Genomic DNA, 21,725 nt, shown 5'->3' with positions numbered 1-21,725 from the left:
CTCTGGAGGCCCGCTTTGAGCGACAAACCAAACCTGCCCGTACCCCGCCTGTCCGTGTGGATGACACATGCCGGATTGCTGGCCGAGCAGGTTTTGCGCGCGTTTTGGCCGTTTTTCTCGGTTTTGATGGCTGTTTTGGCCGCCTTGATGCTGGGTCTGCATGATCTTGTGCGGGTCGAGATCGTGTGGGGCGCAGCTGTCGCCGTAGCCATTGCGCTGCTGGTCAGCGCGATCTGGGGGATTCGGCAATTCCACCTGCCATCACGAGCCGAAGCGCTGGCCCGATTGGATGAGACCCTGCCCGGGCGTCCGATTCAGGCATTGATGGATGATCAGGCGATTGGTGCGGGGGATGCGGATTCGGTTGCCCTCTGGCAGGCGCACAAGGCGCGGATGGCGGACCGCGCGGCGCAAGCGCGCGTTGCCAAACCCGACCTCCGACTGGCGTTGCGCGATCCTTACGCCCTGCGCTACGCGGCTTTGCTCGCGTTGGTGGTCGCGGCCCTGTTCGGTTCTTTCTGGCGGATTGGCTCGGTGGCCGAGATGGCGCCCGGAACGGCGGTGGCAGGGCAAGGGCCGACATGGGAAGGCTGGGTCGAACCCCCACGCCATACCGGACTGCCGACGCTCTATCTGGCCGATCAGACCGGCCCCACGCTGTCGATCCCGCAAGGCAGTCGCGTCACCCTGCGTTTCTATGGCGAGGTCGGCGCGCATAGCCTGACCGAAACAAGCTCTCCCCTCGGTGCCGAGGCCGCGACCGAAACTGAGCAGGATTTCACCGTCGCCCGTTCAGGCCAGATGCGCATTGATGGCCCCGCAGGACGGGATTGGATGGTGGACGTCATTCCCGACACCCCGCCGAGCATTGCGGTTGCTGATAAGGCCGAAGCCGAGGCAGGCGGGCAGATGAAGCTGCCCTTTACGGCTTCGGATGACTATGGGATTGTCTCTGGCTCGGCGGTTATCGAGTTGGACATGGCCTCGGTTGATCGTCGCTATGGTCTGACGGCGGACCCGGAACCGCGCGAGGTGATCGAGGTCGAATTGCCAATGCCGATCACCGGTGACCGCGCGGATTTCACCGAAGACCTAATCGAGGATTTCTCGCAGCACCCCTGGGCGCATCTGCCGGTTCGTATCACGTTGATGGCGCGCGACGCCTCGGACCAGGAAAGCGCGTCCGAGCCATATTTGACAGATCTCCCCGCGCGCCGGTTCTTTGATCCTTTGGCCGCTGCGGTGATCGAACAGCGCCGCGATCTGCTCTGGTCGCGGACCAATGCACCGCGAGTGGCTCAGGTGCTGCGGGCGATCTCACACCGGCCCGAGGAATTGTTTCGCTCCGACACCGCCTATCTGCGGCTGCGGGTCACGCTGCGGCGGTTGGAAACCTTCAACGACTACGGTTTGAAGGATAAGCAACAGGCCGAGATCGCGCAGGCCCTTTGGGATCTGGCGGTTTTGATCGAAGACGGTACTCTGGCAGACGCGTTGGAGCGGATGCGCCGGGCGCAGGAGCGCCTGACCGAAGCGATGCAAAATGGTGCCAGCGATGAGGAAATCGCCGAGCTGATGCAGGAACTGCGCGAAGCCACGCAGGATTACCTGAACCAGTTGCAGCGTCTTGCCCAGGAAAACGGCGATAGTGATGAGCGCCAGTCCGGTCAGAACGGCGAAAGCATGCAGATGACGCAGGACGATCTTCAGGCCATGATGGATCGCATCCAGGAATTGATGGAACAGGGCCGCATGGCCGAGGCGCAGCAGGCGCTGGAAGAGTTCCAGCAGATGATGGAGAACATGCGCGTCACCCAAGGCCAAGGGCAGGGTGGTCAATCCGAGGGGCAACAGGCCATGGAAGGCCTGGCCGAGACCCTGCGTGAACAGCAAGGCCTGAGCGATCAGGCATTCCGCGATCTGCAGGAACAGTTCAACCCCGGCGCTCAGGCCGGAGAAAATCAGGGCAATGAAGGCCGCAATGGCGGTCAGGGCCGCGGCGAAAGCCACGAGGGTCAGGGCGGTCAGGGTCAGGGCTCGGATCAGGCGGGCGAAGGCCAACCGGGTGAGGGGTCTTTGGCGGATCGGCAGCAGGCCCTGCGGCAAGAACTGAACCGACAGCAACAGGGTTTGCCCGGTGCAGGCACCCCCGAAGGCGACGCGGCGCGCGATGCGTTGGGCCGCGCAGAAGGTGCCATGGAAGAGGCGGAGGAGGCGCTGCGCGGCAATGATCTGGCCGAAGCGATCGACCGTCAGTCCGAAGCGATGGAGGCCCTACGCGAAGGCATGCGGTCCTTGGGTGAGGCCATGGCGCAGAACCAGCAGAACCAATCCGGACAAGGCACCGAGGAAGGTGAGGCGCAAGCCAACAGCCGCGACCCGCTGGGCCGCAATCCCGGTGCAGCCGGGTCGATCTCAACCGATGATAACCTACTGCAGGGTGAAGACGTCTATCGCCGCGCGCGTGAGTTGCTGGACGAAATCCGCCGTCGGACCGGAGAAACCGACCGGCCCGAGATCGAGCTGGAATACCTCAAGCGTCTGCTGGAACGGTTCTGAGCCGCTATATCGTTTCGGCTTAATCCTGAGACACGAATACCCTGCCACGCTTTCTGCGTTGTCGGGACATTCGTGTCACTTGGTATTTCAGGTAAAACCCGAAACGCTTTATTCCTGCGGCGCGCCTGCCCCGGCCTGCGTCTCAAGCCAGATACGGGCCTGATCAATCAAAGAGACGTAGGAGTCCAGCACCGGATCGGCTTGCGGCACGGCCTCACTGATCTGTTGCGCATTGCCATAGATCAGATACAGGATCACGCCGATGATCAGCATGACGGCAAAACCGCGCACGAAGCCACGGGATTGTTTGGCTGGGGGCGCGTCATCGCCCTCATCGCTCATCATGCCTGAATTGATGGTCTCAACGTCAGGAAGCTCATCCTTTTGGCCCGCATCCTCGGCGGTCTCGGTCGCAGTTGGGCGCTTGATCTGAAACTCGGGTTCGACAGAATCTTCCAGCGCCAGATCTGGTTGCGTCTCAAGGCTGCTGCCTTCCTGAGAGCGCAGCTCCGCCTCACGCGCGGCCTCCTCCTTCAAAATGCTCGCAACGGCAGGGTCGACATTGCCGGTCTTGCCGCTATCGGGCGGAGTCTCATCAACAACCTCAACTTTTGTGTCGGGTTCAGGTGTCGGCTCCGGCTTAGCGTCCGGCTCGGCGGTGGCTTCAGGCGCGTCGGTAGTGGGTGCTGCGTCTTCCGGGTGCTTGGGCTGAAACCACGTCTGGTCACAGGCGGAGCACTGTACATCGCGCCCCTCTTCGGGGATAACCTCGTCCGGCACTTCGTACTGAGCGCCGCAATTCGGACATGTAAGTCTCATACTGCCTCCCCGGCCTGATGTTCGGCCCGATAGTAGTTTTTTCAGGGATGATATTCCGTTAAGACCCAACAGCAAAGGGCGTTTTCGGTTTCATGGGGCAAGTGTCGCCAATTGGACTCGGTGCAGGCATTGAAACCGCAGGCAAGCTCGGGCAAGAAGATCGGCAAAAGAACTGGGGACACCTGTGATCGAGCTGGAAAATGTCAGCTATACCTATGGCGACGGCGCATTGCTGAGCGACGTCTCAGTCAAATTGCAGCCCGGCTCGTTCCATTTCCTGACCGGACCTTCGGGCGCAGGAAAAACCACGTTGCTGAAGCTGTGTTATGGCGCGTTGTTGCCGACCTCGGGTCGGCTGAGCGTGTTTGACGAAGATATCGCGCGTCTGGATCGGGATCAGATGGCCCTGCTGCGGCGCCGGGTCGGGGTTGTGCATCAGGATTGCCAGTTTCTGGATCATATGACGCTGGCTGAAAACGTGGCCCTGCCTTTGATGGTGTCGGGACGTGCCGAGTCGGAAGAGCAGGACAACCTGACCGAGCTTTTGTCCTGGGTTGGGCTAGGGGCTCGGCTTGACGCCCATCCGCCCGAACTGTCGGGTGGTGAACGTCAACGCGCGGCTCTGGCGCGGGCCGTGATCCTGTCGCCCGACGTGGTGCTGGCGGATGAGCCGACCGGCAACGTCGATTGGGAGATGTCGCAACGGCTGCTGCGTCTGCTGATCGAGCTGAACCGCATGGGCAAGACAGTCCTAATCGCTACCCACGATCTGAGCTTGATCCGGGCGGCCAAAAGCCAAGTTCAGGCCCGTGTGTTGCGCATCTCGCAGCGCAAACTACATCTGGCCGGAGCGGACCTATGAGCAATGGCGACATCCGAAACCTGCTGCGCCGGGATACACGCGCGGATCGCGTTGTCCCTCCGACCGGGTACACCGCGCATCTGACCCTGTTTGTCTCGGGCGCAATGGCGTTTCTGGCGGTGTTTGCCCTGGCGCTGTCACTGGCCTCAGGCCGGATCGCAGATCGTTGGGCCTCGGAATTGGCCGGGGCTGCCACCTTGCGTATCAACGCCCCGGCCGAGCAGATGGCGGCACAGACAGAAACCGCGCTGACCGTTCTTGGCCAGACACCTGGCGTCGCCTCGGCCCGCGCGTTGACGGCCGAGGAACAGGCTGCGCTGCTTTCCCCATGGTTTGGGCCGGACTTGCCGATTGAGACACTACCCATACCGCAACTGATTGAAATTGTTGAAGGTGATCCGGGTCTGGATACGGCTGGTCTCCGTCTGCGATTGGGCGCCGAAGTTCCCGGAGCCGTTCTGGATGACCATACCCGTTGGCGCGAGCCCTTAGTGGATGCGGCGATGTCCCTGCGACGGCTGGGCTGGGTCTCGATCCTGCTGATCGGTGGTGCAACCGCGGCTATGATCACGCTGGCGGCAAATGCCTCGCTTGCTGCGAATGCCAGCATCATCGCAGTGCTGCGGCAGGTGGGCGCGCGGGATCGGTTCATCGCCGGCGCATTTGTCCGCCGCTTTACCTACCGCGCCTTCTTTGGCGCATTTGTCGGAACGATGTTGGGGATGACGGGCGTTCTGCTCTTGCCCGACCCCTCGGACGAAGGCGGATTTCTGACCGGAGTAGGGTTTCAGGGGCTTGGCTGGGTGTTGCCCTTGCTGATCCCCGTTCTGGGCGCTGTGGTTGCCTTCTTCGCCACCTGGACCGCCGCCCGCCGCAAGTTGAAGGAGCTTTCCTGATGTCACAGGGCTTTCAATGGATCCGTTCCCTGATCTTCATGATTGTGATCTACGTTTGGATGCTGATCCTTGGAATCGTCTACCTGCCATATGCGATCTTCACGAAACAGGGCGCTTTGCGTGCATGCAAAACCTACGCGCGCAGCACGATGTGGTTGGCGCGATGGATGGTCGGCATAAGATGTGAGGTGCGTGGCACGGTACCCACCGGCGAGGTTGTCATCGGGGCCAAGCACCAGTCTTTCCTTGATATTATCATGATCTTCGACGCCATCCCGCATGGCAAATTCATCATGAAACGAGAGCTTCTCTGGACCCCGGTCATCGGAATGTATGCGCGGCGTTTGGGCTGCATCCCGGTCAATCGCGGCAAGAAGGGTGCGGCTGTGGCCAAAATGGTCAAAGACGTCGCTAAAGAGTTCACCGAACCCGGCCAACTGGTGATCTACCCTCAGGGCACCCGCGTCGCCCCCGGTGTATCCAAACCCTATAAGGTCGGTACGGCGATCCTGTATAGCGGGCTGGGCTTTCCCTGCGTGCCGGTTGCGACCAATGCCGGCGTGTTCTGGCCGCGCAATGGTATCTTGCGCAAACCGGGGTTGGCGATTGTCGATTTCCTCGATCCGATTGAACCGGGCGTCGAACGGGACGCGTTTCTGAGCCGTTTGGAAGATGTGATCGAGACACGCTCAGACGCTTTGATGAAAGAAGTGGGGTTTGATCCGGATGGAGTTCATTGAAGATGTCCCGAGCTTGGAAGCGCTCTATGGCACGCCCGCTGCGCCGTCATTGCGAAAGGTCGCGCACAGCCTGACGCCGCTCTACCGCCAATGGATCATGGCATCGCGCCTATGTGTCCTTAGCACAGTTGGCCCCGAAGGCGTCGATGGCAGCCCACGCGGGGACGATGGGCCCGTAGTTTTAGAGCTTGATCCCAACACGCTGGCAATGCCGGATTGGCGGGGGAACAATCGTCTGGATTCCTTGCGCAATATCGTTCGCGACCCGAGGGTTTCGCTGATGTTTATCGTGCCCGGTTCCAACACTGTGGTCCGCCTGAACGGGACGGCACGCGTATCCGCGGATGAAGGGTTGAGGACCAGGTTCGAAAAACAAGGCAAGCAACCGGCCACCGTGATCGTCATCCAGATTGCCGAGATCTACACCCAATGCGCCCGGGCCTTGCTGCGGGCTGGCACGTGGACCAGCGGCGATCAAAGCAGTGGATTGCCCACGGTTGGCGAGATCCTTGCAGAAGCCTCATCCGGTGAGGAAGGCGGCGCGCAATACGACTCTGAATGGGGCGCGCGCGCCGCAAAGACGATGTGGTAGGCACGGCACCTAGATAGCCTCTGCGCCAATTCTGGCGACCTTTGATATCCAGCGATCGACGCTTCCTGGCTTTGGCTCGCTGGCCCCTGCGAAGTATGTGAACCGCGTTGGCTTGAAGCCGACAAAGCCGAGTATCTGATCGCGGACTTGCCGGATCAGTGCTTGACGGTAGATCAGGCGCATGAACCAGCCGGGCGTGTCCGAGGTCAGGATGACGCGCGCGGTGCGACCCGTCAGCATCGGGGCCGGAAAGCCCAGCTTGGTGGTGTTTCGAGTATCGAAGGTTCGTCCCGGGATGAACATGCGATCAATTAGGCCTTTCAGCTTTGCAGGCAGGCCACCCCACCACATAGGCGCGGTCATAACGAGATGGTCGCTCCATTCGAAATCTTGCAACAGCTTCTCAAGCTCGGGCTCAAGAGGTTTGAACTCGTGATAGTTGCCCTGTCCAAAATCGAGATCGAACTGAAGGTCGCTCAGATGGATCAGGCGGACTTCATGACCGTTCTGGCGCGCAGCGTCGCCGTAGGTTTTCGCAAAAGTACGGGACAGGCTGCTTTCGGCAGGGTGTCCGTCGAGAATCAGGATTTTCTTGGCATGCATGGGATGTCTCCTAAAAATGACCGTGGTCAGTTTGTAAGTATAGAAATGACCGTGGTCAATATAAAATTTGACCACGGTCAAAAAACATGCAATCTGGCCTCATGCAGAAGACAGTTCAGAAACGCACATTGAAAACCCGCGCCCGCCTGATGGCGGTGTCGGAAGAGTTGATTCAGAAAAGCGGGTATGAGGGCCTTCGGGTGGAAGAGGTGGTGCAAACGGCCGGTGTCGCCAAGGGCACTTTCTTTGCGCATTTCCGCGACAAGGACGCGTTAATGGAGATCCTGATCGCGGACAGATTGAATGCCTGTCTGGATCAGGCCGAGGCAGGGCCATCGCCCAAAACCGTCAAACAGATTATCGCTGCCTTGGAACCGGTCCACAGTTTCATGATGTCCGAGCGGTATGTTTTCGATCTGCTGATCCGGTATTCCGGCGCAACCGCCATCGCGGATGTTGGGCCGATCGCTTACTGCTTTGAGCGGTATTTCCGGGTGGTGATGATGTGGTTGGACGCAGTCGAGATGCGCAAGGATGTTCCGTCCGAGCTTTTGGCTGAAGGTGTGCAGGCCTTTGCGATACAGGCCATGTCACTGAGGTTCTGCGCGTTGCATTCGGCGACAACCTTCACCGACAGGCTTGAAACTTACCTGAATGCCTGGCTGACCCCGACAGGCTGATTGCTGCCGGGGTCAGAGAGCTTTAGCTATGAATTGGGCCGTCACCACAGGCCAGAGCGGCCTCACGCACGGCTTCCGAATAGGTCGGGTGGGCGTGGCAGGTCAGCGCCAGATCTTCGGCTGACGCGCCGAACTCCATCGCGACGCAAACCTCGTGGATCAGATCACCCGCGGCGGGGCCAATGATATGCGCACCCAGAATCCGGTCGGTTTCCTTGTCGGCCAGAATCTTGACGAATCCGTCAGAGGCAAAGTTGGCCTTGGCCCGGCCATTGCCCATGAACATGAACTTGCCGACCTTGTAGGCGCGGCCCTGTTCTTTCAGTGTCGCCTCGGTTTCACCCACATTGGCAACTTCGGGCCAGGTGTAGATCACGCCGGGGATGACGCCGTAGTTTACGTGGCCGCGCTTGCCTGCCACCTGCTCGGCTGCGGCCATACCTTCGTCTTCGGCCTTGTGCGCCAGCATCGGGCCTTCGGTGACGTCTCCAATCGCGTAGATGCCCGGCACGTTGGTCTGCCAGTCCGCGCCGACCTTGATCTGACCGCGCGGCGTCATCTCGACACCCAGCGCATCCAGCCCCAATCCGTCCGAGTATGGCTTGCGACCGGTGGCGACCAGGACGGTATCGGCTTCAATCACATGTTCACTGTCATCCTTGAGTAGCTTGTAGGTGACTTTCGCTTTGGTTTTCGACGCTTCGGTCTTTTGTACCGCCGCACCCATCACAAAGTTCAGGCCCTGTTTCTTGAGGATACGCTGGAAGGTCTTCTGTACCTCGGGGTCCATGCCCGGCGTGATCTCCTTGAGGAATTCGATCACCGTCACTTCAGCACCCAGACGGCTGTAGACCGACCCCAGTTCCAGACCTATCACACCGGCACCAATCACCACCATCTTCTTCGGGATCTTCCCCAGCGATAGCGCCCCGGTCGAGGTCACAACGACCTTCTCGTCAACTTCAACGCCCGGCAGGGCCGACGGCTCGGAGCCTGATGCGATGATGATGTTCTTGGTGTCGTGAACCTCATCACCCACTTTGACCTTGCCGGCAGCCGGGATCGACCCCCAGCCTTTCAGCCAGTCGATCTTGTTCTTTTTGAACAGGAACTCGATGCCCTTGGTGTTGCCCTCGATCACCTCATCCTTGTAGGCCTGCATCTGTTTCCAGTCGACGGATGGAGATTTGCCCTTCAGGCCCATCTTGGCAAAGTTATGCTCGGCCTCGTGCAGTTGATGAGAGGCATGCAACAGCGCTTTGGACGGGATGCAGCCCACGTTCAGGCAGGTGCCGCCCAGCGTCTCACGCCCTTCGACAACGGCAGTTTTCAGACCCAGCTGGGCGCAGCGGATGGCGCAGACATAGCCGCCGGGACCGGCTCCAATTACGATGACGTCATAGCTGGACATTGAGGGCACTCCTTGGTGTGTCTTGGCCGCATCCTGGCGCGGCGTACTAAGCTATAGGGCTAGCAGGTAAAGGTAGATCGTCGCAAGAAACCCAGCCATCCACACGATAGTGCGCAGGAAGGGAACCGGGATTGCGAAGGCGTAGACCGGAACGAAAACGACACGCGCGATCAGAAAAATCTGCGCGGCTAGCAGCGATCCGGAGGTGAAGGCGTCCTTGGCGGACAGGATCAGAACGGCAGGGGCAAACAGGGCCATGGCGACGACCGAATTGGTCAGAGCCCGCTCGACCCGGCCCGCAACGCCGGTCAGGGCGGGCATATCATCTCGTGCGCCACCCAATGTCATCAACCCGACCTGCGACATGGCTGTCAGCACATTCAGCAAAACCACTACGACGATCAGAAGGCCGTACAGAGCAAGAATGGAAAGTTCGGAAGACATGACGAGTATCCTTTTTCAACCAGAGTCCGTTTGTCGGTTAGCATTCTCTGACATCAATAGCAGGCGCGCTTCACGTGTATTTGCGGGACTGTGTGCGGGGTGGTCCCGCACACAGCAGAGTTTTTACGGTAAGACCGGGTCCAGAAGTTTCACCTGGATATGGGCGACCCCACCGCGTTCGAGATGCATGGCCAGTTCTTCCGAGTCGAAGAAAGCGCGGGCTTTTTGTATGTCATCCACTTCGAACATGGCGATGGCGTGATCCTTTTGATCGGGGTCACGCCAGACATGCAGGTCGTGGATACCGGCGGCCTGGCGCATCGCGATGTCTTCGCGAAACACCTTCAGCCAGGCATCAAAGTCGGCCACATCGGCTTGCCACAGAACATGCGTTGCCATGATTACAGATCCATCAGTAGGCGGCGCGGGTCTTCCAGCGCCTCTTTCACGCGGACAAGGAAGGTCACCGCGCCTTTGCCGTCAACGATCCGGTGGTCGTAAGACAGCGCCAGATACATCATCGGACGGATCACAACCTGACCGTTGATCGCCATCGGGCGGTCCTGGATCTTGTGCATGCCCAGAATACCCGATTGCGGGGGGTTCAGGATCGGCGAGGACATCAGCGAGCCATAGACACCACCATTCGAGATGGTGAAGGTGCCGCCTTGCATCTCGGCCATGCTCAGCTTGCCGTCACGGGCGCGTTTGCCTTTCTCGGCGATGGCCTTTTCGATCGCTGCAAAAGACATCGAGTCTGCATCGCGGATGACCGGAACAACCAGACCTGTGGGTGTACCGGCGGCGACACCCATGTGGACGAAGTTCTTGTAGACGATGTCGGTGCCGTCGATCTCGGCATTCACCTCGGGCACTTCTTTCAGCGCATGGCAGCAGGCCTTGGTGAAGAAGGACATAAAGCCCAGACGTACGCCGTGCTTCTTTTCGAACTGGTCCTTGTACTGGCTGCGCAGGGCCATCACCTCGGTCATGTCCACCTCGTTATAGGTGGTCAGCATGGCAGCGGTGTTCTGGCTGTCTTTCAGGCGCTTGGCGATGGTCTGGCGCAGGCGGGTCATCTTGACCCGTTCCTCGCGCGCGGCGTCATCGGCGGCCACAGGCGCGCGCGGCACAGGTGCCGGAGCCGGAGCGGCAGCAGGCGCGGGTGCAGCAGCCGTTGCCACGGCGCGGGCCACGTCTTCTTTCATGATGCGGCCATCACGTCCGGTGCCAGAGACTTGAGTGGCGGACATACCGGCCTCGGCCATGGCTTTCTCTGCCGACGGAGCGTTGGCGACATCCTTGCCGGTTGCTGCTGCAGCCGGAGTTGCCGCGGCGGCAGGGGCGGGTGCTGGGGTGGCGCCTGCGCCTGAGCCCGAGATCACGGCCAATTTGGCTGAGGCATCCACAGTTGTGCCTTCGGGCGCAACGATTTCCGCCAGAACGCCAGCGGCAGGGGCGGGAACCTCGACCGAGACCTTGTCGGTCTCCAGCTCACACAGCATCTCGTCCTGCGCGACCGCGTCGCCAACCTGTTTGAACCAGGTCGAGACGGTGGCTTCGGTGACCGATTCACCCAGTGTGGGCACCATCACTTCAACACTGCCACCCGACGCTGCCGGAGCGGCCGCAGGGGCGGGCGCTGCTGCTGCCGGAGCAGGGGCCGCGCCTTCGCCTTCGGCGATGGTCGCCAGCAGGGCGTCGACGCCCACGGTCTCACCTTCGGCGGCAACAATCTCGCCCATGACGCCAGCGGCGGGGGCGGGGACTTCGACCGTCACCTTATCGGTTTCAAGCTCACAGAGCATCTCATCCACGGCCACGGCATCACCGGGTTTCTTGAACCAGGTCGCAACCGTGGCTTCGGTAACAGACTCGCCTAGCGTGGGAACACGAACTTCAATGGTCATCGTTTACTTTCCTTCGAGGCTCAGCGCTTCGTTCACGAGCGCTTCTTGTTGAGCTTTGTGTTGGCTGGCCAGACCCGTCGCAGGCGAGGCCGAGGTTGCGCGGCCGACATAGCGCGGCCGTGTATGTTTGGCGCCGATACGGGTCAGCACCCATTCGATATTTGGCTCGATGAAGGTCCAGGCGCCCTGGTTCTTGGGCTCTTCCTGACACCAGACGATTTCGGCCCCTTTGAAACGCTCAAGCTCGTTGATCAGCGAATGCGCCGGGAACGGGTAATACTGCTCGATCCGCATCAGGTAGACGTCGTCGATACCACGGGCGTCGCGTTCCTCCAGCAGGTCGTAGTAGACCTTGCCGGAACACAGAACCACGCGCTTGATCTTGTCGTCCGCGGCCAGCTTGGTGTCCGAGTTGCCCTGTTGCGCATCGTCCCACAGCACCCGGTGGAAGCTGGAGCCGGTGGTGAAATCCTCAGCCGTACTGACCGCCAGCTTGTGACGCAGCAACGATTTAGGGGTCACCAGGATCAGCGGTTTACGGAAGGTACGATGCAGCTGGCGGCGCAGGATGTGGAAATAGTTCGCTGGTGTCGTGCAGTTCGCCACGATCCAGTTGTCCTGACCACACATCTGCAGGAACCGCTCCAAACGCGCCGAACTGTGTTCGGGGCCTTGCCCTTCGAACCCGTGCGGCAGCAGCGTCACCAGACCGGACATCCGCAGCCATTTGCTTTCACCCGAGCTGATGAACTGGTCGAACATGATCTGCGCCCCGTTGGCAAAGTCACCAAACTGCGCCTCCCACAGGACTAGAGCGTTGGGCTCAGCCAACGAGTAGCCGTATTCAAAACCCAGAACCGCATATTCAGACAGCATCGAGTCGATCACTTCGTAGTGCGACTGACCCTCGCGGATGTTGTTCAGCGGATAAAACCGCTCTTCCGTTTCCTGATGGACAAAGCCCGAGTGACGTTGACTGAACGTCCCGCGCGTCGCGTCCTGACCGGACAGTCGAACCGGAAAGCCCTCAGTCAGCAACGAGCCAAAGGCCAGCGCTTCACCTGTGGCCCAGTCAAAACCCTTGCCACTGTCGAACATCTGTTTCTTGTGGTCCAGCAGGCGCGCAACGGTTTTGTGTACCGCAATATCCGCAGGGGCGTGGGTCAGCGCGTTGCCGATCTCGGCCAGAGTCGCCGGGGCGATGGCGGTTTCGCCGCGCACGTAGTCCTCTTTGTTCTTGTCCAGATGCGACCAGCGCCCGTCCAGCCAGTCGGCCTTGTTGGGTTTATAGTCTTTGCCGGCCTCGAACTCATCATTCAGATGGGCCTGGAAGGCGGCCTTCATATCCTCGATCTCACCTTCGGGGATCAGGCCGTCTTTGACCAGACGCTCGGTATAGAGCGACAGAGTGGTCTTATGCGTCTTGATCTTCTTGTACATGATCGGGTTGGTGAACATGGGCTCATCGCCCTCGTTGTGACCAAACCGGCGGTAGCAGAAGATGTCGATGACCACGTCCTTGTGGAACTTCTGGCGGAACTCGGTCGCGACTTTGGCGGCGTGAACAACCGCCTCGGGGTCGTCGCCGTTCACGTGGAAGATCGGTGCCTCAACCATCAGCGCGATATCGGTCGGATAGGGGCTGGAGCGCGAGAAGTGCGGCGCGGTGGTAAAGCCGATCTGGTTGTTCACCACAATATGCATAGTGCCGCCGGTTTTGTGGCCCTTGAGGCCGGACAGGCCAAACCCTTCTGCGACCACACCCTGACCGGCAAAGGCCGCATCCCCGTGCAGCAGGATGCCCATCACCTTTGTGCGGTCGGTGTCGTTCAACTGATCCTGCTTGGCGCGGACCTTGCCCAGAACCACCGGGTTTACCGCTTCTAGGTGCGAGGGGTTGGCAGTAAGCGATAGGTGGACGCTGTTGCCGTCAAACTCGCGGTCGCTGGAGGCACCGAGATGATATTTCACGTCGCCAGAGCCATCCACATCTTCAGGCTTAAAGCTGCCGCCCTGGAACTCATTGAAAATCGCGCGGTAGGGTTTGCCCATCACGTTGGCCAGGATGTTCAAACGGCCTCTGTGCGGCATGCCGATGACAATGTCACTGACGCCCAGTGCACCACCGCGTTTGATAATCTGCTCCATTGCCGGGATCAGGCTTTCGCCACCATCCAGACCGAACCGTTTGGTGCCCATGTATTTGACATGCAGGAATTTCTCGAAACCCTCGGCCTCGACCATCTTGTTCAGGATCGCCTTACGGCCTTCCTTGGTAAAGGCGATTTCCTTGCCGTAACCTTCGATCCGCTCCTTCAGCCAGGCGGCTTGTTCCGGGTCTGAGATATGCATGTATTGCAGCGCGAAGGTGCCGCAGTAGGTACGCTTCACGATCTCGACGATCTGCCGCATCGACGCCATCTGAAGGCCCAGAACATTGTCGATAAAGATCGGCCGGTCCATGTCGGCTTCGGTAAAGCCATAGGTCTTCGGATCGAGTTCCGGATGTGTGCTGGCCGCGCGCATACCCAGCGGGTCCAGATCGGCGGCCAGATGGCCCCGGATTCGGTAGGCCCGGATCAGCATCAACGCCCGCAAGCTGTCCAGCACGGCGCGCTTGATCTGGTCATCGCTGACCTCTACGCCCTTGTCTGCCGCTTTTTCCTTGATCTTCTTGCCTGCCGCCTTGGCGTCAATCTCGGCCCACTCACCGGTCAGCGCCCCAGTCAGATCATCCGCAGGCATCGGCGGCCAGTCGGTTCGCGCCCAGGATGGCCCCTCGGCTTCGCGCTGAACGTCCGGAGAAGCGTCACCCATCGCCTTGAAGAACTCGGCCCAGGCGGCATCCACCGCGCCGGGGTTCTTGGTGTATTGGGCATAGAGCTGCTCCAGATACTCGGCATTGTGGCCTTGCATAAAGCTTGAGGCATGGAACGCGGAATTGGGCGTATGTTCGGTCATTGGGCTACCTCATATGGGTTGGGACCGTATTGGTTGGTGCCTGGTTGAGACGGGCGGGTCAGCCACCACAGAACCAGGAGGGGCGACACAAACAAAACAAGCAGTGTCGGAATGACGATCAGCAGAGTGGCACGTGTGAACAGAATGTCCAGATTGCCGCCATGCTGGAAACTCGAGGCAAGGCCGATGCCGAAGATCAGAACCGCGAAGGCCCCGAGGATCAGCAGGATCGGCAACAGAGCGTAAAGCCCACTGCGCCCGGAATCGTGCATCCGCCGCCATGCGACGGCCAGATGCGGGAAGAACACAATCAGGCTGACGATGCTTTGCACCGGTTGACGGGACGTGGCGGTTACGGATTTCACGCCATCCCCCTCGGTCACGGAGACCTGAGTGAAGAACTGCGCATCAATGATCCCGGCGATGATGCTCCAGATCACGATGAACAGGAAAAAGAACCAGTATTCGGGCCGTGAGGCGCGACCCGAGAAGGTGAAGAACTTGGAAAAACAAGTGCGGATGGCGTCGGAGAAGGTCATTGCAGTCAATTCACCCCCTTGCGTCGTCACATGAAAAAGAAACGATCAGCGCACGCTCCCTTCCGCGATTGGCTGAGAAAACGGCCCTTTCGCTGCCTATCAAATCGCAAACATAACCAACGCGTTGCACTATTTCATCCTTGGTGGATTCTTTGTTTGCGCGAAAGCGGAACTGGTATTTTTTGCTCCCCGATACCTCGAGGTCAAAAAAACCTTTTGCCTTGGCAACGTTGTGTATGCCGCAAGCCTCGTCCTGAATAAACTGACCCTCACTGGACCAGCCAATTCGAACTTCACATTCCATTGCTTTGGCTTGCCCAGCGGTAGAAAATGCGAACATCGCAGTCGCGAACAAACACCACAGCCAAGCTAAAGATGAGAAGGATGGACGCAACGCGCCCACCCTTTTTTCGGGCGCCGCCCTTAGAGCGTATGCCCGGCAGTTGATCATTTACCCAATCGCTTCCAGCACGGCCTCACCCAGCGTTGCCGGGCTTTCTGCCACAACGATACCGGCCGAGCGCATGGCTTCGATCTTGTCCTCGGCGCCGCCTTTGCCGCCCGCGACAATCGCGCCTGCATGGCCCATGCGGCGTCCCGGAGGGGCTGTGCGGCCTGCGATGAAACCGGCAACCGGCTTCTTGCGGCCCTTCTTGGCCTCATCCGCCAGGAACTGTGCGGCTTCTTCTTCGGCCGAGCCACCGATCTCACCGATCATGATGATCGAGTGGGTCTCGTCATCCGCCAGGAACCATTCCAGCACGTCGATATGCTCGGTGCCTTTGATCGGGTCGCCGCCGATACCAACGCACGTGGACTGGCCCAGACCCACATCGGTGGTCTGCTTGACGGCCTCATAGGTAAGAGTGCCCGAACGGGACACAACGCCGACCGAGCCACGCTTGTGGATGTGGCCGGGCATGATGCCGATCTTGCAGGCGTCAGGTGTGATGACGCCGGGGCAGTTCGGGCCGATCAGGCGCGATTTGCTACCTTCCAGCGCGCGCTTCACCTTCATCATGTCCAGAACCGGGATGCCTTCGGTGATGCAGACGATCACTTCCATCTCGGCATCAATCGCTTCGAGGATCGAGTCAGCCGCGAAAGGCGGCGGAACATAGATCACCGAGGCATTGGCTTCGGTCACATGCTTGGCCTCGTGGACCGAGTTGAACACGGGCAGGCTCAGATGCTCCATCCCGCCTTTGCCGGGGGTCACGCCGCCGACCATCTTGGTGCCGTAGGCGATGGCCTGTTCAGAGTGGAATGTGCCCTGCGAGCCGGTGAAGCCCTGACAGATCACTTTGGTATTTTCGTCGATGAGGACTGCCATTTGGCGTTCTCCTATTTTAGGCGGGCCAAGGCCTGCCAGAATTCTTCGGAAAAGTGGGGCGAAACCCACTCCACGGAATTGGGCTTAGCCTTTCACAGCTTTCACGATCTTCTCGGCACCGTCTTTCAGGTTGTCCGCTGCGATCACGTCCAGGCCAGAGGTGTTGATGATCTCTTTGCCCTTCTCGACATTCGTGCCTTCCAGACGCACGACCAGCGGAACCTGCAGGCCGACCTCTTTCACCGCGGCGACTACGCCCTCGGCGATGACGTCGCAGCGCATGATGCCGCCGAAGATGTTGACTAGAATGCCTTTGACGTTCGGGTCCGATGTGATGATCTTGAACGCCTCGGTCACTTTCTCTTTGGTCGCGCCACCGCCCACGTCGAGGAAGTTGGCAGGCTCGGCGCCATACAGCTTGATGATGTCCATGGTCGCCATCGCCAGACCAGCACCGTTGACCATGCAGCCGATCTCACCATCCAAAGCGATGTAGTTCAGGTCGTACTTGGAGGCTTCGAGTTCCTTGGGGTCTTCCTCGGTCTCGTCGCGCAGCTCGGCGATGTCTGGGTGGCGGTAAACCGCGTTGCCGTCAAAGCCCAGCTTGGCGTCCAGCACCTTGAGTTCGCCGCTGTCTGAGACGATCAGCGGGTTTATCTCCAGCATCTCCATGTCCTTCTCAACGAAGGCTTTGTAGAGGATGCCCATCAGGCGCACGCATTGCTTGACCTGCGCGCCTTCCAGACCCAGCGAGAACGCGATGCGGCGGCCGTGATAGGCCTGATAGCCGGTTACAGGGTCCACCGAGAAGGACAGGATTTTTTCGGGCGTGGACGCGGCCACTTCTTCGATATCCATGCCACCTTCGGTCGAGCAGACAAAAGAGATGCGGCTGGTCTGGCGATCCACCAGCAGGGCCAGGTACAGTTCACGCTCAATGCCGGAACCGGCTTCGATATAGATGCGGTTGACCTGCTTGCCCGCGGGGCCAGTCTGGTGGGTGACAAGAGTGCGACCCAGCATCTTCTTTGCTTCCTCGGCTGCTTCTTCCACCGACTTGGTCAGACGGACACCGCCTTTTTCACCTGCGTCTGCCTCTTTGAAGCTGCCCTTGCCACGTCCACCTGCATGGATCTGGGCCTTAACAACCCAAAGAGGGCCGTCCAGTTCACCGGCTGCGGTTTTGGCTTCCTCGGCGCGCAGAACCGCGCGACCGTCGGAGACCGGAGCGCCATAGCTGCGAAGAAGCGCCTTGGCTTGGTATTCGTGAATGTTCATCGAAATTGTCCCGTCTGACTACGATTAAACCGATATAGAGGTGTCTAGGGCGCAATTATAAAGGCTTTTTTGACCTCGGAGTGGTTTTTAGTGAAGATTTTTTCGATTTGTGATCACAGTATTTTAGGGTGTGATCACAAAATTCAACGGATTGACGTTTGATTCGAATCCACGTCGAAGGGAGTTTCAAAACCGCTTCAAAATAGGCGGTTGCGACGTTTGCCCTAACATTCCAGGCGGCGGATTAGTGACGTAATGGGCCCGCCGCATAAAAAAACCGGCCCCATTTAGGGCCGATTCTGAGATTGAGTCTTAGAGCGCTTAAGCCAGCGAGCCGTCGATACCTTTGCAAGCCTCAATCAGACCTTTGACGGCGTTGACCGAGTTTTCAAAGCCCGCTTGTTCGTCTTCGTTCAGCTTGATGTCGACGATACGCTCGATGCCGCCGGCGCCGATGACAGTCGGAACGCCGACATACATGCCGTCAACGCCGAACTCGCCGTTGCAATAGGCCGCGCAAGGCAGAACGCGCTTCTGATCTTTCAGGTAGGCTTCAGCCATTTCGATCGCCGAGGTCGCAGGCGCATAGAAGGCCGAGCCAGTTTTCAGCAGGCCAACGATCTCGGCGCCGCCGTCACGGGTGCGCTGAACGATTGCGTCCAGTTTCTCTTGCGTGGTCCAGCCCATCTCGACCAGATCGGGCAGTGGGATACCGGCGACGGTCGAATAGCGCACCGACGGCACCATTGTGTCGCCGTGGCCGCCCAGAACAAAGGCGGTGACGTCGCGCATCGAGACTTTGAACTCTTCCGAAAGGAAGTGTGCGAAACGGGCCGAATCCAGAACGCCCGCCATGCCGCAGACCTTGTTGTGCGGCAGGCCCGAGAATTCGCGCAGAGCCCAAACCATCGCGTCCAGCGGGTTGGTGATGCAGATCACGAATGCGTCGGGCGCGTGAGCTGCGATGCCTTCGCCGACCGATTTCATGACTTTCAGGTTGATGCCCAGCAGGTCATCGCGGCTCATCCCCGGTTTACGGGCGACACCTGCGGTGACGATGCACACGTCTGCGCCTGCGATGTCCGCATAGTCGCTAGAACCTGACATTGCGGCGTCAAAGCCTTCGGACGGGCCGGACTCGGCGATGTCGAGCGCCTTGCCCTGAGGCAGTCCGTCAGCGATGTCAAAAAGGACGACGTCACCGAGTTCTTTGACAGCTGCAAGATGCGCAAGCGTGCCGCCGATGTTCCCAGCGCCGATCAGCGCAATCTTGGGTCTGGCCATTTGGAATATCTCCGGTCGGTATTGAAATCGCGGGTTTGCTAGTCGTTAAATGGCATTTGCGCAAGGGTCCTGCGGCGCGGCATGCCACCGCATACCGTTTGCCATCCCCAATCCGGTTGCGCTAAACCGCCTGTGAATCAAGCCAATTCCCGGGACGCTGCATGTTTGAATTGAACCTGATGTTTTTTGCAGTCGCGATCCCGGCGGTGATTTTTGCAGGCATCTCGAAGGGTGGGTTCGGCTCGGGCGTTGCCTTTGCATCGTCGTCGATTCTGGCTTTGATCCTGACACCGGGGCAGGCGCTGGCTCTGATGCTTCCGATCCTCATGGTGATCGACGTAGCCACGCTGGGCCCCTATTGGAAACGCTGGAGCTGGCCAGATTCGCGTCTGCTGATCCTGGGCGCGGTTCCGGGTGTTCTGCTGGGCACCTGGCTATACCGCGTAACGGATGACGACCTGCTGCGCCTGCTGATCGGAGGGATCTCGATCGGGTTTGTGATCTGGCACGTCGCCCAAAGCAAAGGTTGGATTCGCGGTTTCACCCGCCGGTTGCCTGCGTCTGCAGGTCTGTTCGCGGGGCTTGTCGCCGGGTTTACCAGCTTTGTCAGCCATGCAGGAGGTCCACCGGCTGCCGTCTATCTGTTGTCCCAGCGCCTGTCGAAGACCGAGTTTCAGGCCTCGACCGTTTTGGTGTTCTGGGTGATCAACGCCGCGAAATTCGTGCCCTATGCCTATCTTGGCCTGTTCACATGGCACACGGCGCTGGCGGATCTTCTGCTGACCCCGTTCGCCATATTGGGGGCCTGGTTGGGTGTCCGGGCGCATTTCATGCTGTCCGAACGCCTGTTCTTTGGCATCGCCTATGTGTTGCTGACCCTGACCGGAGGCAAGCTGATCTGGGACGCACTGACTTAGGTGTTTGGCGGCAGGACATCGGCCATCTGCTCATAGGCCCGCCCCGAGGCTACAAGGCAGGTCATTCCGTCCGGCAGGGTCACCGTGATCGTCCAGCTGCCAGATTGGTCCGAGGCAAACAGCTCCATCACCGCACACTGACGGGCAATGCCGATCCCCCGACGCGTTTCGCCATAGGCTTCCGTAAGGCGCTGCAACACATCGGCCCGAGGGGCGCAGTTGCGGGCCTGCGCCTGAACCTGTTGCGCCGCGAGGACCATGATTCCCAGCCCGATTGTCATCTTCAAAACTGTCTTTTTCATCTCTGACCCCATCTGTCACCAGTCGTTCCAAGCCTGCGGGCAAGAGGGCGATATTGCGTTAAAGCAAAGAGCGTTGCGTCACTAATGCTGCGTTGCGGCGATTTTTACCTTGAACTTTCCTGAGAAAAATGCCCCTTTCTGCGCAACATTATTACAACGGGAGAGGCCAATGCACCCGCGTCAGCGCCCTTATCGCTCGGTTCTATACATCCCCGGTTCGCGTGACCGGGCCTTGGACAAGGCCCGCACCTTGCCGGTTGATGCCATTATCTTCGATCTCGAAGACGCGGTGGCCGCCGACGAAAAGGCCAATGCACGCGAGACCCTCAAGGCGGCGCTTGCCGCTGGCGGATACGGCCCTCGGGTCAAGATCGTGCGCATCAACGGGCTGGATACTCCGTGGGGTGCAGACGACGCGAAAGCCGTGCGCGAGATGGATGCGGATGCTGTTCTGTTGCCGAAGGTGAACTCGGCTGCAGATGTGGATGCTTTGGCCGCGATCACCGGGGACCTGCCGATCTGGGCGATGATGGAGACCCCGCGCGGTATGCTGAACGCAGCCGAGATTGCAGCGCATCCGCTGATGGCGGGCTTTGTGATGGGGACAAACGATCTGGCCAAGGACCTGCAAACGCGTTTCCGTCCGGACCGTCTGCCGCTGATGACCTCGCTTGGTCTATGCCTGCTTGCGGCCAAGGCCGAGGGGCTGATCATCGTTGACGGCGTCTACAACGCCTTCAAGGACACCGATGGTTTGGCGGCGGAATGCGAACAGGGCCGCGATATGGGCTTTGATGGCAAGACTCTGATCCACCCGGCGCAGATTGAGGTCACCAATGCAGCCTTCGCTCCGTCGGATGACGAGATAGACCTCGCCCGCCGCCAGATCAGCGCGTTTGAGGAAACCGAGGCGCAAGGGCAGGGTGTTGCCGTTGTCGACGGTAAGATCGTCGAAAACCTGCATGTTGTAACTGCCCGCGAAATTCTGGCAAAAGCGGAGGCGATTTCAGCTTTGCAAGCGGGGTAAGCCAGCATGGGCTTTGTTCTTCTGATCCTTGGTGTGGCGCTATGGTGGGCCGCACATCTGTTCAAACGCGTCCTGCCTGCGCAGCGCGCGGCCATTGGCGATGGCGGCAAGGGGGCTGTGGCGCTCGCGCTGGTGGCCGCGATTCTGCTGATGATCTTCGGCTACCGCATGACCGAGTTCATCTATGTCTGGGCACCGCCAAGCTTCATGACCCATATCAACAACCTGTTGGTGCTGATCGCGATCTACATGATGAGCCCAGCCCCCAAAAAAGGCCGTCTGCTGCATAAGCTGCGCCATCCGATGCTGGGCGGGTTCAAGCTATGGGCCTTTGCGCATCTGCTGGTGAACGGCGATTTGGCCTCGATCATCTTGTTCGGCGGGCTTTTGGCCTGGGCCGTGGTCGAAGTGATCGTGATCAACAAATCCGAACCCGACTGGACCCCTGGCGAACCCGGCACCTATGGCATGGACGCGATGTTCTTTGTTGCCTCGATCGTGCTGCTGGGTGTGATCGGCTATATCCACGGGCTGGTCGGCCCGTCTCCATTCGGATGATAAGGACCTG

The 21,725-nt window shown here is 59.6% G+C and carries 22 protein-coding genes; 9 read left to right on the top strand and 13 right to left on the bottom strand.

Annotated features, from left to right (window positions below):
• The first annotated feature begins 15 nt into the window (after positions 1-15).
• The gene (locus ACR3FB_RS14620; protein ID WP_480565951.1) at positions 16-2,559 is read left to right on the top strand and encodes a TIGR02302 family protein; all 2,544 of its coding nucleotides are present in this window, start codon (positions 16-18) and stop codon (positions 2,557-2,559) included.
• 108 nt (positions 2,560-2,667) lie between these two features.
• Here the strand turns inward: ACR3FB_RS14620 and ACR3FB_RS14615 are convergent, their stop codons facing one another.
• Positions 2,668-3,378, bottom strand: a complete 711-nt coding sequence (locus ACR3FB_RS14615; RefSeq protein WP_425084315.1) for a zinc-ribbon domain-containing protein — start codon at positions 3,376-3,378, stop codon at positions 2,668-2,670.
• Positions 3,379-3,562: 184 nt separating this feature from the next.
• On the opposite strand from ACR3FB_RS14615, the gene ACR3FB_RS14610 reads away from it, so the two are divergent.
• The 4 genes from ACR3FB_RS14610 to ACR3FB_RS14595 are packed head-to-tail and all read left to right on the top strand — an operon-like array spanning position 3,563 to position 6,468.
• Positions 3,563-4,240 (top strand): ATP-binding cassette domain-containing protein, encoded by a 678-nt coding sequence (locus ACR3FB_RS14610; protein WP_170490977.1) that lies wholly within the window; start codon positions 3,563-3,565, stop codon positions 4,238-4,240.
• On the top strand, positions 4,237-5,136 hold the full coding sequence (locus ACR3FB_RS14605; RefSeq protein WP_170378998.1) for an FtsX-like permease family protein: 900 nt from the start codon (positions 4,237-4,239) through the stop codon (positions 5,134-5,136). The genes ACR3FB_RS14610 and ACR3FB_RS14605 overlap by 4 nt, the downstream gene beginning before the upstream one ends.
• Complete coding sequence (locus ACR3FB_RS14600; protein ID WP_480565949.1) at positions 5,136-5,876, top strand: lysophospholipid acyltransferase family protein; 741 nt, start codon at positions 5,136-5,138, stop codon at positions 5,874-5,876. Before ACR3FB_RS14605 ends, ACR3FB_RS14600 begins: the two co-directional genes overlap by 1 nt.
• Positions 5,863-6,468 (top strand): pyridoxamine 5'-phosphate oxidase family protein, encoded by a 606-nt coding sequence (locus tag ACR3FB_RS14595; RefSeq protein ID WP_480565947.1) that lies wholly within the window; start codon positions 5,863-5,865, stop codon positions 6,466-6,468. Before ACR3FB_RS14600 ends, ACR3FB_RS14595 begins: the two co-directional genes overlap by 14 nt.
• A 9-nt stretch (positions 6,469-6,477) precedes the next feature.
• Here the strand turns inward: ACR3FB_RS14595 and ACR3FB_RS14590 are convergent, their stop codons facing one another.
• Positions 6,478-7,071, bottom strand: a complete 594-nt coding sequence (locus tag ACR3FB_RS14590) for an NAD(P)H-dependent oxidoreductase (protein WP_170553580.1) — start codon at positions 7,069-7,071, stop codon at positions 6,478-6,480.
• An 86-nt stretch (positions 7,072-7,157) separates the two neighbouring features.
• On the opposite strand from ACR3FB_RS14590, the gene ACR3FB_RS14585 reads away from it, so the two are divergent.
• Entirely contained in the window at positions 7,158-7,751 is a 594-nt protein-coding gene (locus ACR3FB_RS14585; protein WP_480565946.1) for a TetR/AcrR family transcriptional regulator, read from the top strand.
• A gap of 22 nt (positions 7,752-7,773) precedes the next feature.
• Here ACR3FB_RS14585 and lpdA read toward each other — a convergent pair whose 3' ends face one another.
• From lpdA to mdh, 10 genes are all read right to left on the bottom strand, one after another.
• Positions 7,774-9,162: a dihydrolipoyl dehydrogenase gene (lpdA, locus tag ACR3FB_RS14580; RefSeq protein WP_480565945.1), complete on the bottom strand. Its 1,389-nt coding sequence runs from the start codon at positions 9,160-9,162 to the stop codon at positions 7,774-7,776.
• Positions 9,163-9,213: 51 nt separating this feature from the next.
• Positions 9,214-9,606, bottom strand: coding sequence for an MAPEG family protein (locus ACR3FB_RS14575; protein WP_170469016.1), 393 nt, complete (start codon positions 9,604-9,606; stop codon positions 9,214-9,216).
• Positions 9,607-9,729: 123 nt separating this feature from the next.
• Positions 9,730-10,005, bottom strand: a complete 276-nt coding sequence (locus ACR3FB_RS14570; protein ID WP_170469015.1) for a hypothetical protein — start codon at positions 10,003-10,005, stop codon at positions 9,730-9,732.
• Between the two features lie 2 nt (positions 10,006-10,007).
• Entirely contained in the window at positions 10,008-11,516 is a 1,509-nt protein-coding gene (odhB, locus tag ACR3FB_RS14565) for a 2-oxoglutarate dehydrogenase complex dihydrolipoyllysine-residue succinyltransferase (RefSeq protein WP_480565944.1), read from the bottom strand.
• Positions 11,517-11,519: 3 nt separating this feature from the next.
• Positions 11,520-14,477, bottom strand: a complete 2,958-nt coding sequence (locus ACR3FB_RS14560) for a 2-oxoglutarate dehydrogenase E1 component (RefSeq protein ID WP_480565943.1) — start codon at positions 14,475-14,477, stop codon at positions 11,520-11,522.
• Positions 14,474-15,016 carry a DUF805 domain-containing protein gene (locus ACR3FB_RS14555; RefSeq protein WP_170378982.1) on the bottom strand — a complete coding sequence of 181 codons (543 nt, stop codon included), beginning with the start codon at positions 15,014-15,016 and terminating at the stop codon, positions 14,474-14,476. The genes ACR3FB_RS14560 and ACR3FB_RS14555 overlap by 4 nt, the downstream gene beginning before the upstream one ends.
• Before the next feature lie 10 nt (positions 15,017-15,026).
• Complete coding sequence (locus ACR3FB_RS14550) at positions 15,027-15,467, bottom strand: hypothetical protein (RefSeq protein WP_480565942.1); 441 nt, start codon at positions 15,465-15,467, stop codon at positions 15,027-15,029.
• Positions 15,468-16,349 carry a succinate--CoA ligase subunit alpha gene (sucD, locus tag ACR3FB_RS14545; protein ID WP_480565941.1) on the bottom strand — a complete coding sequence of 294 codons (882 nt, stop codon included), beginning with the start codon at positions 16,347-16,349 and terminating at the stop codon, positions 15,468-15,470.
• Positions 16,350-16,433: 84 nt separating this feature from the next.
• Positions 16,434-17,627 (bottom strand): ADP-forming succinate--CoA ligase subunit beta, encoded by a 1,194-nt coding sequence (gene sucC, locus ACR3FB_RS14540; RefSeq protein ID WP_170378977.1) that lies wholly within the window; start codon positions 17,625-17,627, stop codon positions 16,434-16,436.
• Between the two features lie 321 nt (positions 17,628-17,948).
• On the bottom strand, positions 17,949-18,911 hold the full coding sequence (gene mdh, locus ACR3FB_RS14535) for a malate dehydrogenase (RefSeq protein WP_480565939.1): 963 nt from the start codon (positions 18,909-18,911) through the stop codon (positions 17,949-17,951).
• A gap of 161 nt (positions 18,912-19,072) precedes the next feature.
• On the opposite strand from mdh, the gene ACR3FB_RS14530 reads away from it, so the two are divergent.
• Positions 19,073-19,828: a sulfite exporter TauE/SafE family protein gene (locus tag ACR3FB_RS14530; RefSeq protein WP_170661187.1), complete on the top strand. Its 756-nt coding sequence runs from the start codon at positions 19,073-19,075 to the stop codon at positions 19,826-19,828.
• Here ACR3FB_RS14530 and ACR3FB_RS14525 read toward each other — a convergent pair.
• The gene (locus ACR3FB_RS14525; RefSeq protein WP_480565937.1) at positions 19,825-20,130 is read right to left on the bottom strand and encodes a hypothetical protein; all 306 of its coding nucleotides are present in this window, start codon (positions 20,128-20,130) and stop codon (positions 19,825-19,827) included. The genes ACR3FB_RS14530 and ACR3FB_RS14525 overlap by 4 nt on opposite strands.
• 169 nt (positions 20,131-20,299) lie before the next feature.
• Between ACR3FB_RS14525 and ACR3FB_RS14520 the strand changes: the two genes are divergently transcribed.
• Together ACR3FB_RS14520 and ACR3FB_RS14515 are read left to right on the top strand one after the other, a co-directional pair.
• The gene (locus tag ACR3FB_RS14520; protein WP_480565936.1) at positions 20,300-21,157 is read left to right on the top strand and encodes an HpcH/HpaI aldolase/citrate lyase family protein; all 858 of its coding nucleotides are present in this window, start codon (positions 20,300-20,302) and stop codon (positions 21,155-21,157) included.
• Between the two features lie 6 nt (positions 21,158-21,163).
• The gene (locus ACR3FB_RS14515) at positions 21,164-21,715 is read left to right on the top strand and encodes an NnrU family protein (protein WP_480565934.1); all 552 of its coding nucleotides are present in this window, start codon (positions 21,164-21,166) and stop codon (positions 21,713-21,715) included.
• Positions 21,716-21,725 lie beyond the last annotated feature (10 nt).

The organism is Ruegeria sp. AO1 (genome assembly GCF_056535985.1).
The sequence above is the reverse complement of the archived record's forward strand: the minus strand, read 5'-3'. Positions and strand labels throughout refer to the sequence as shown.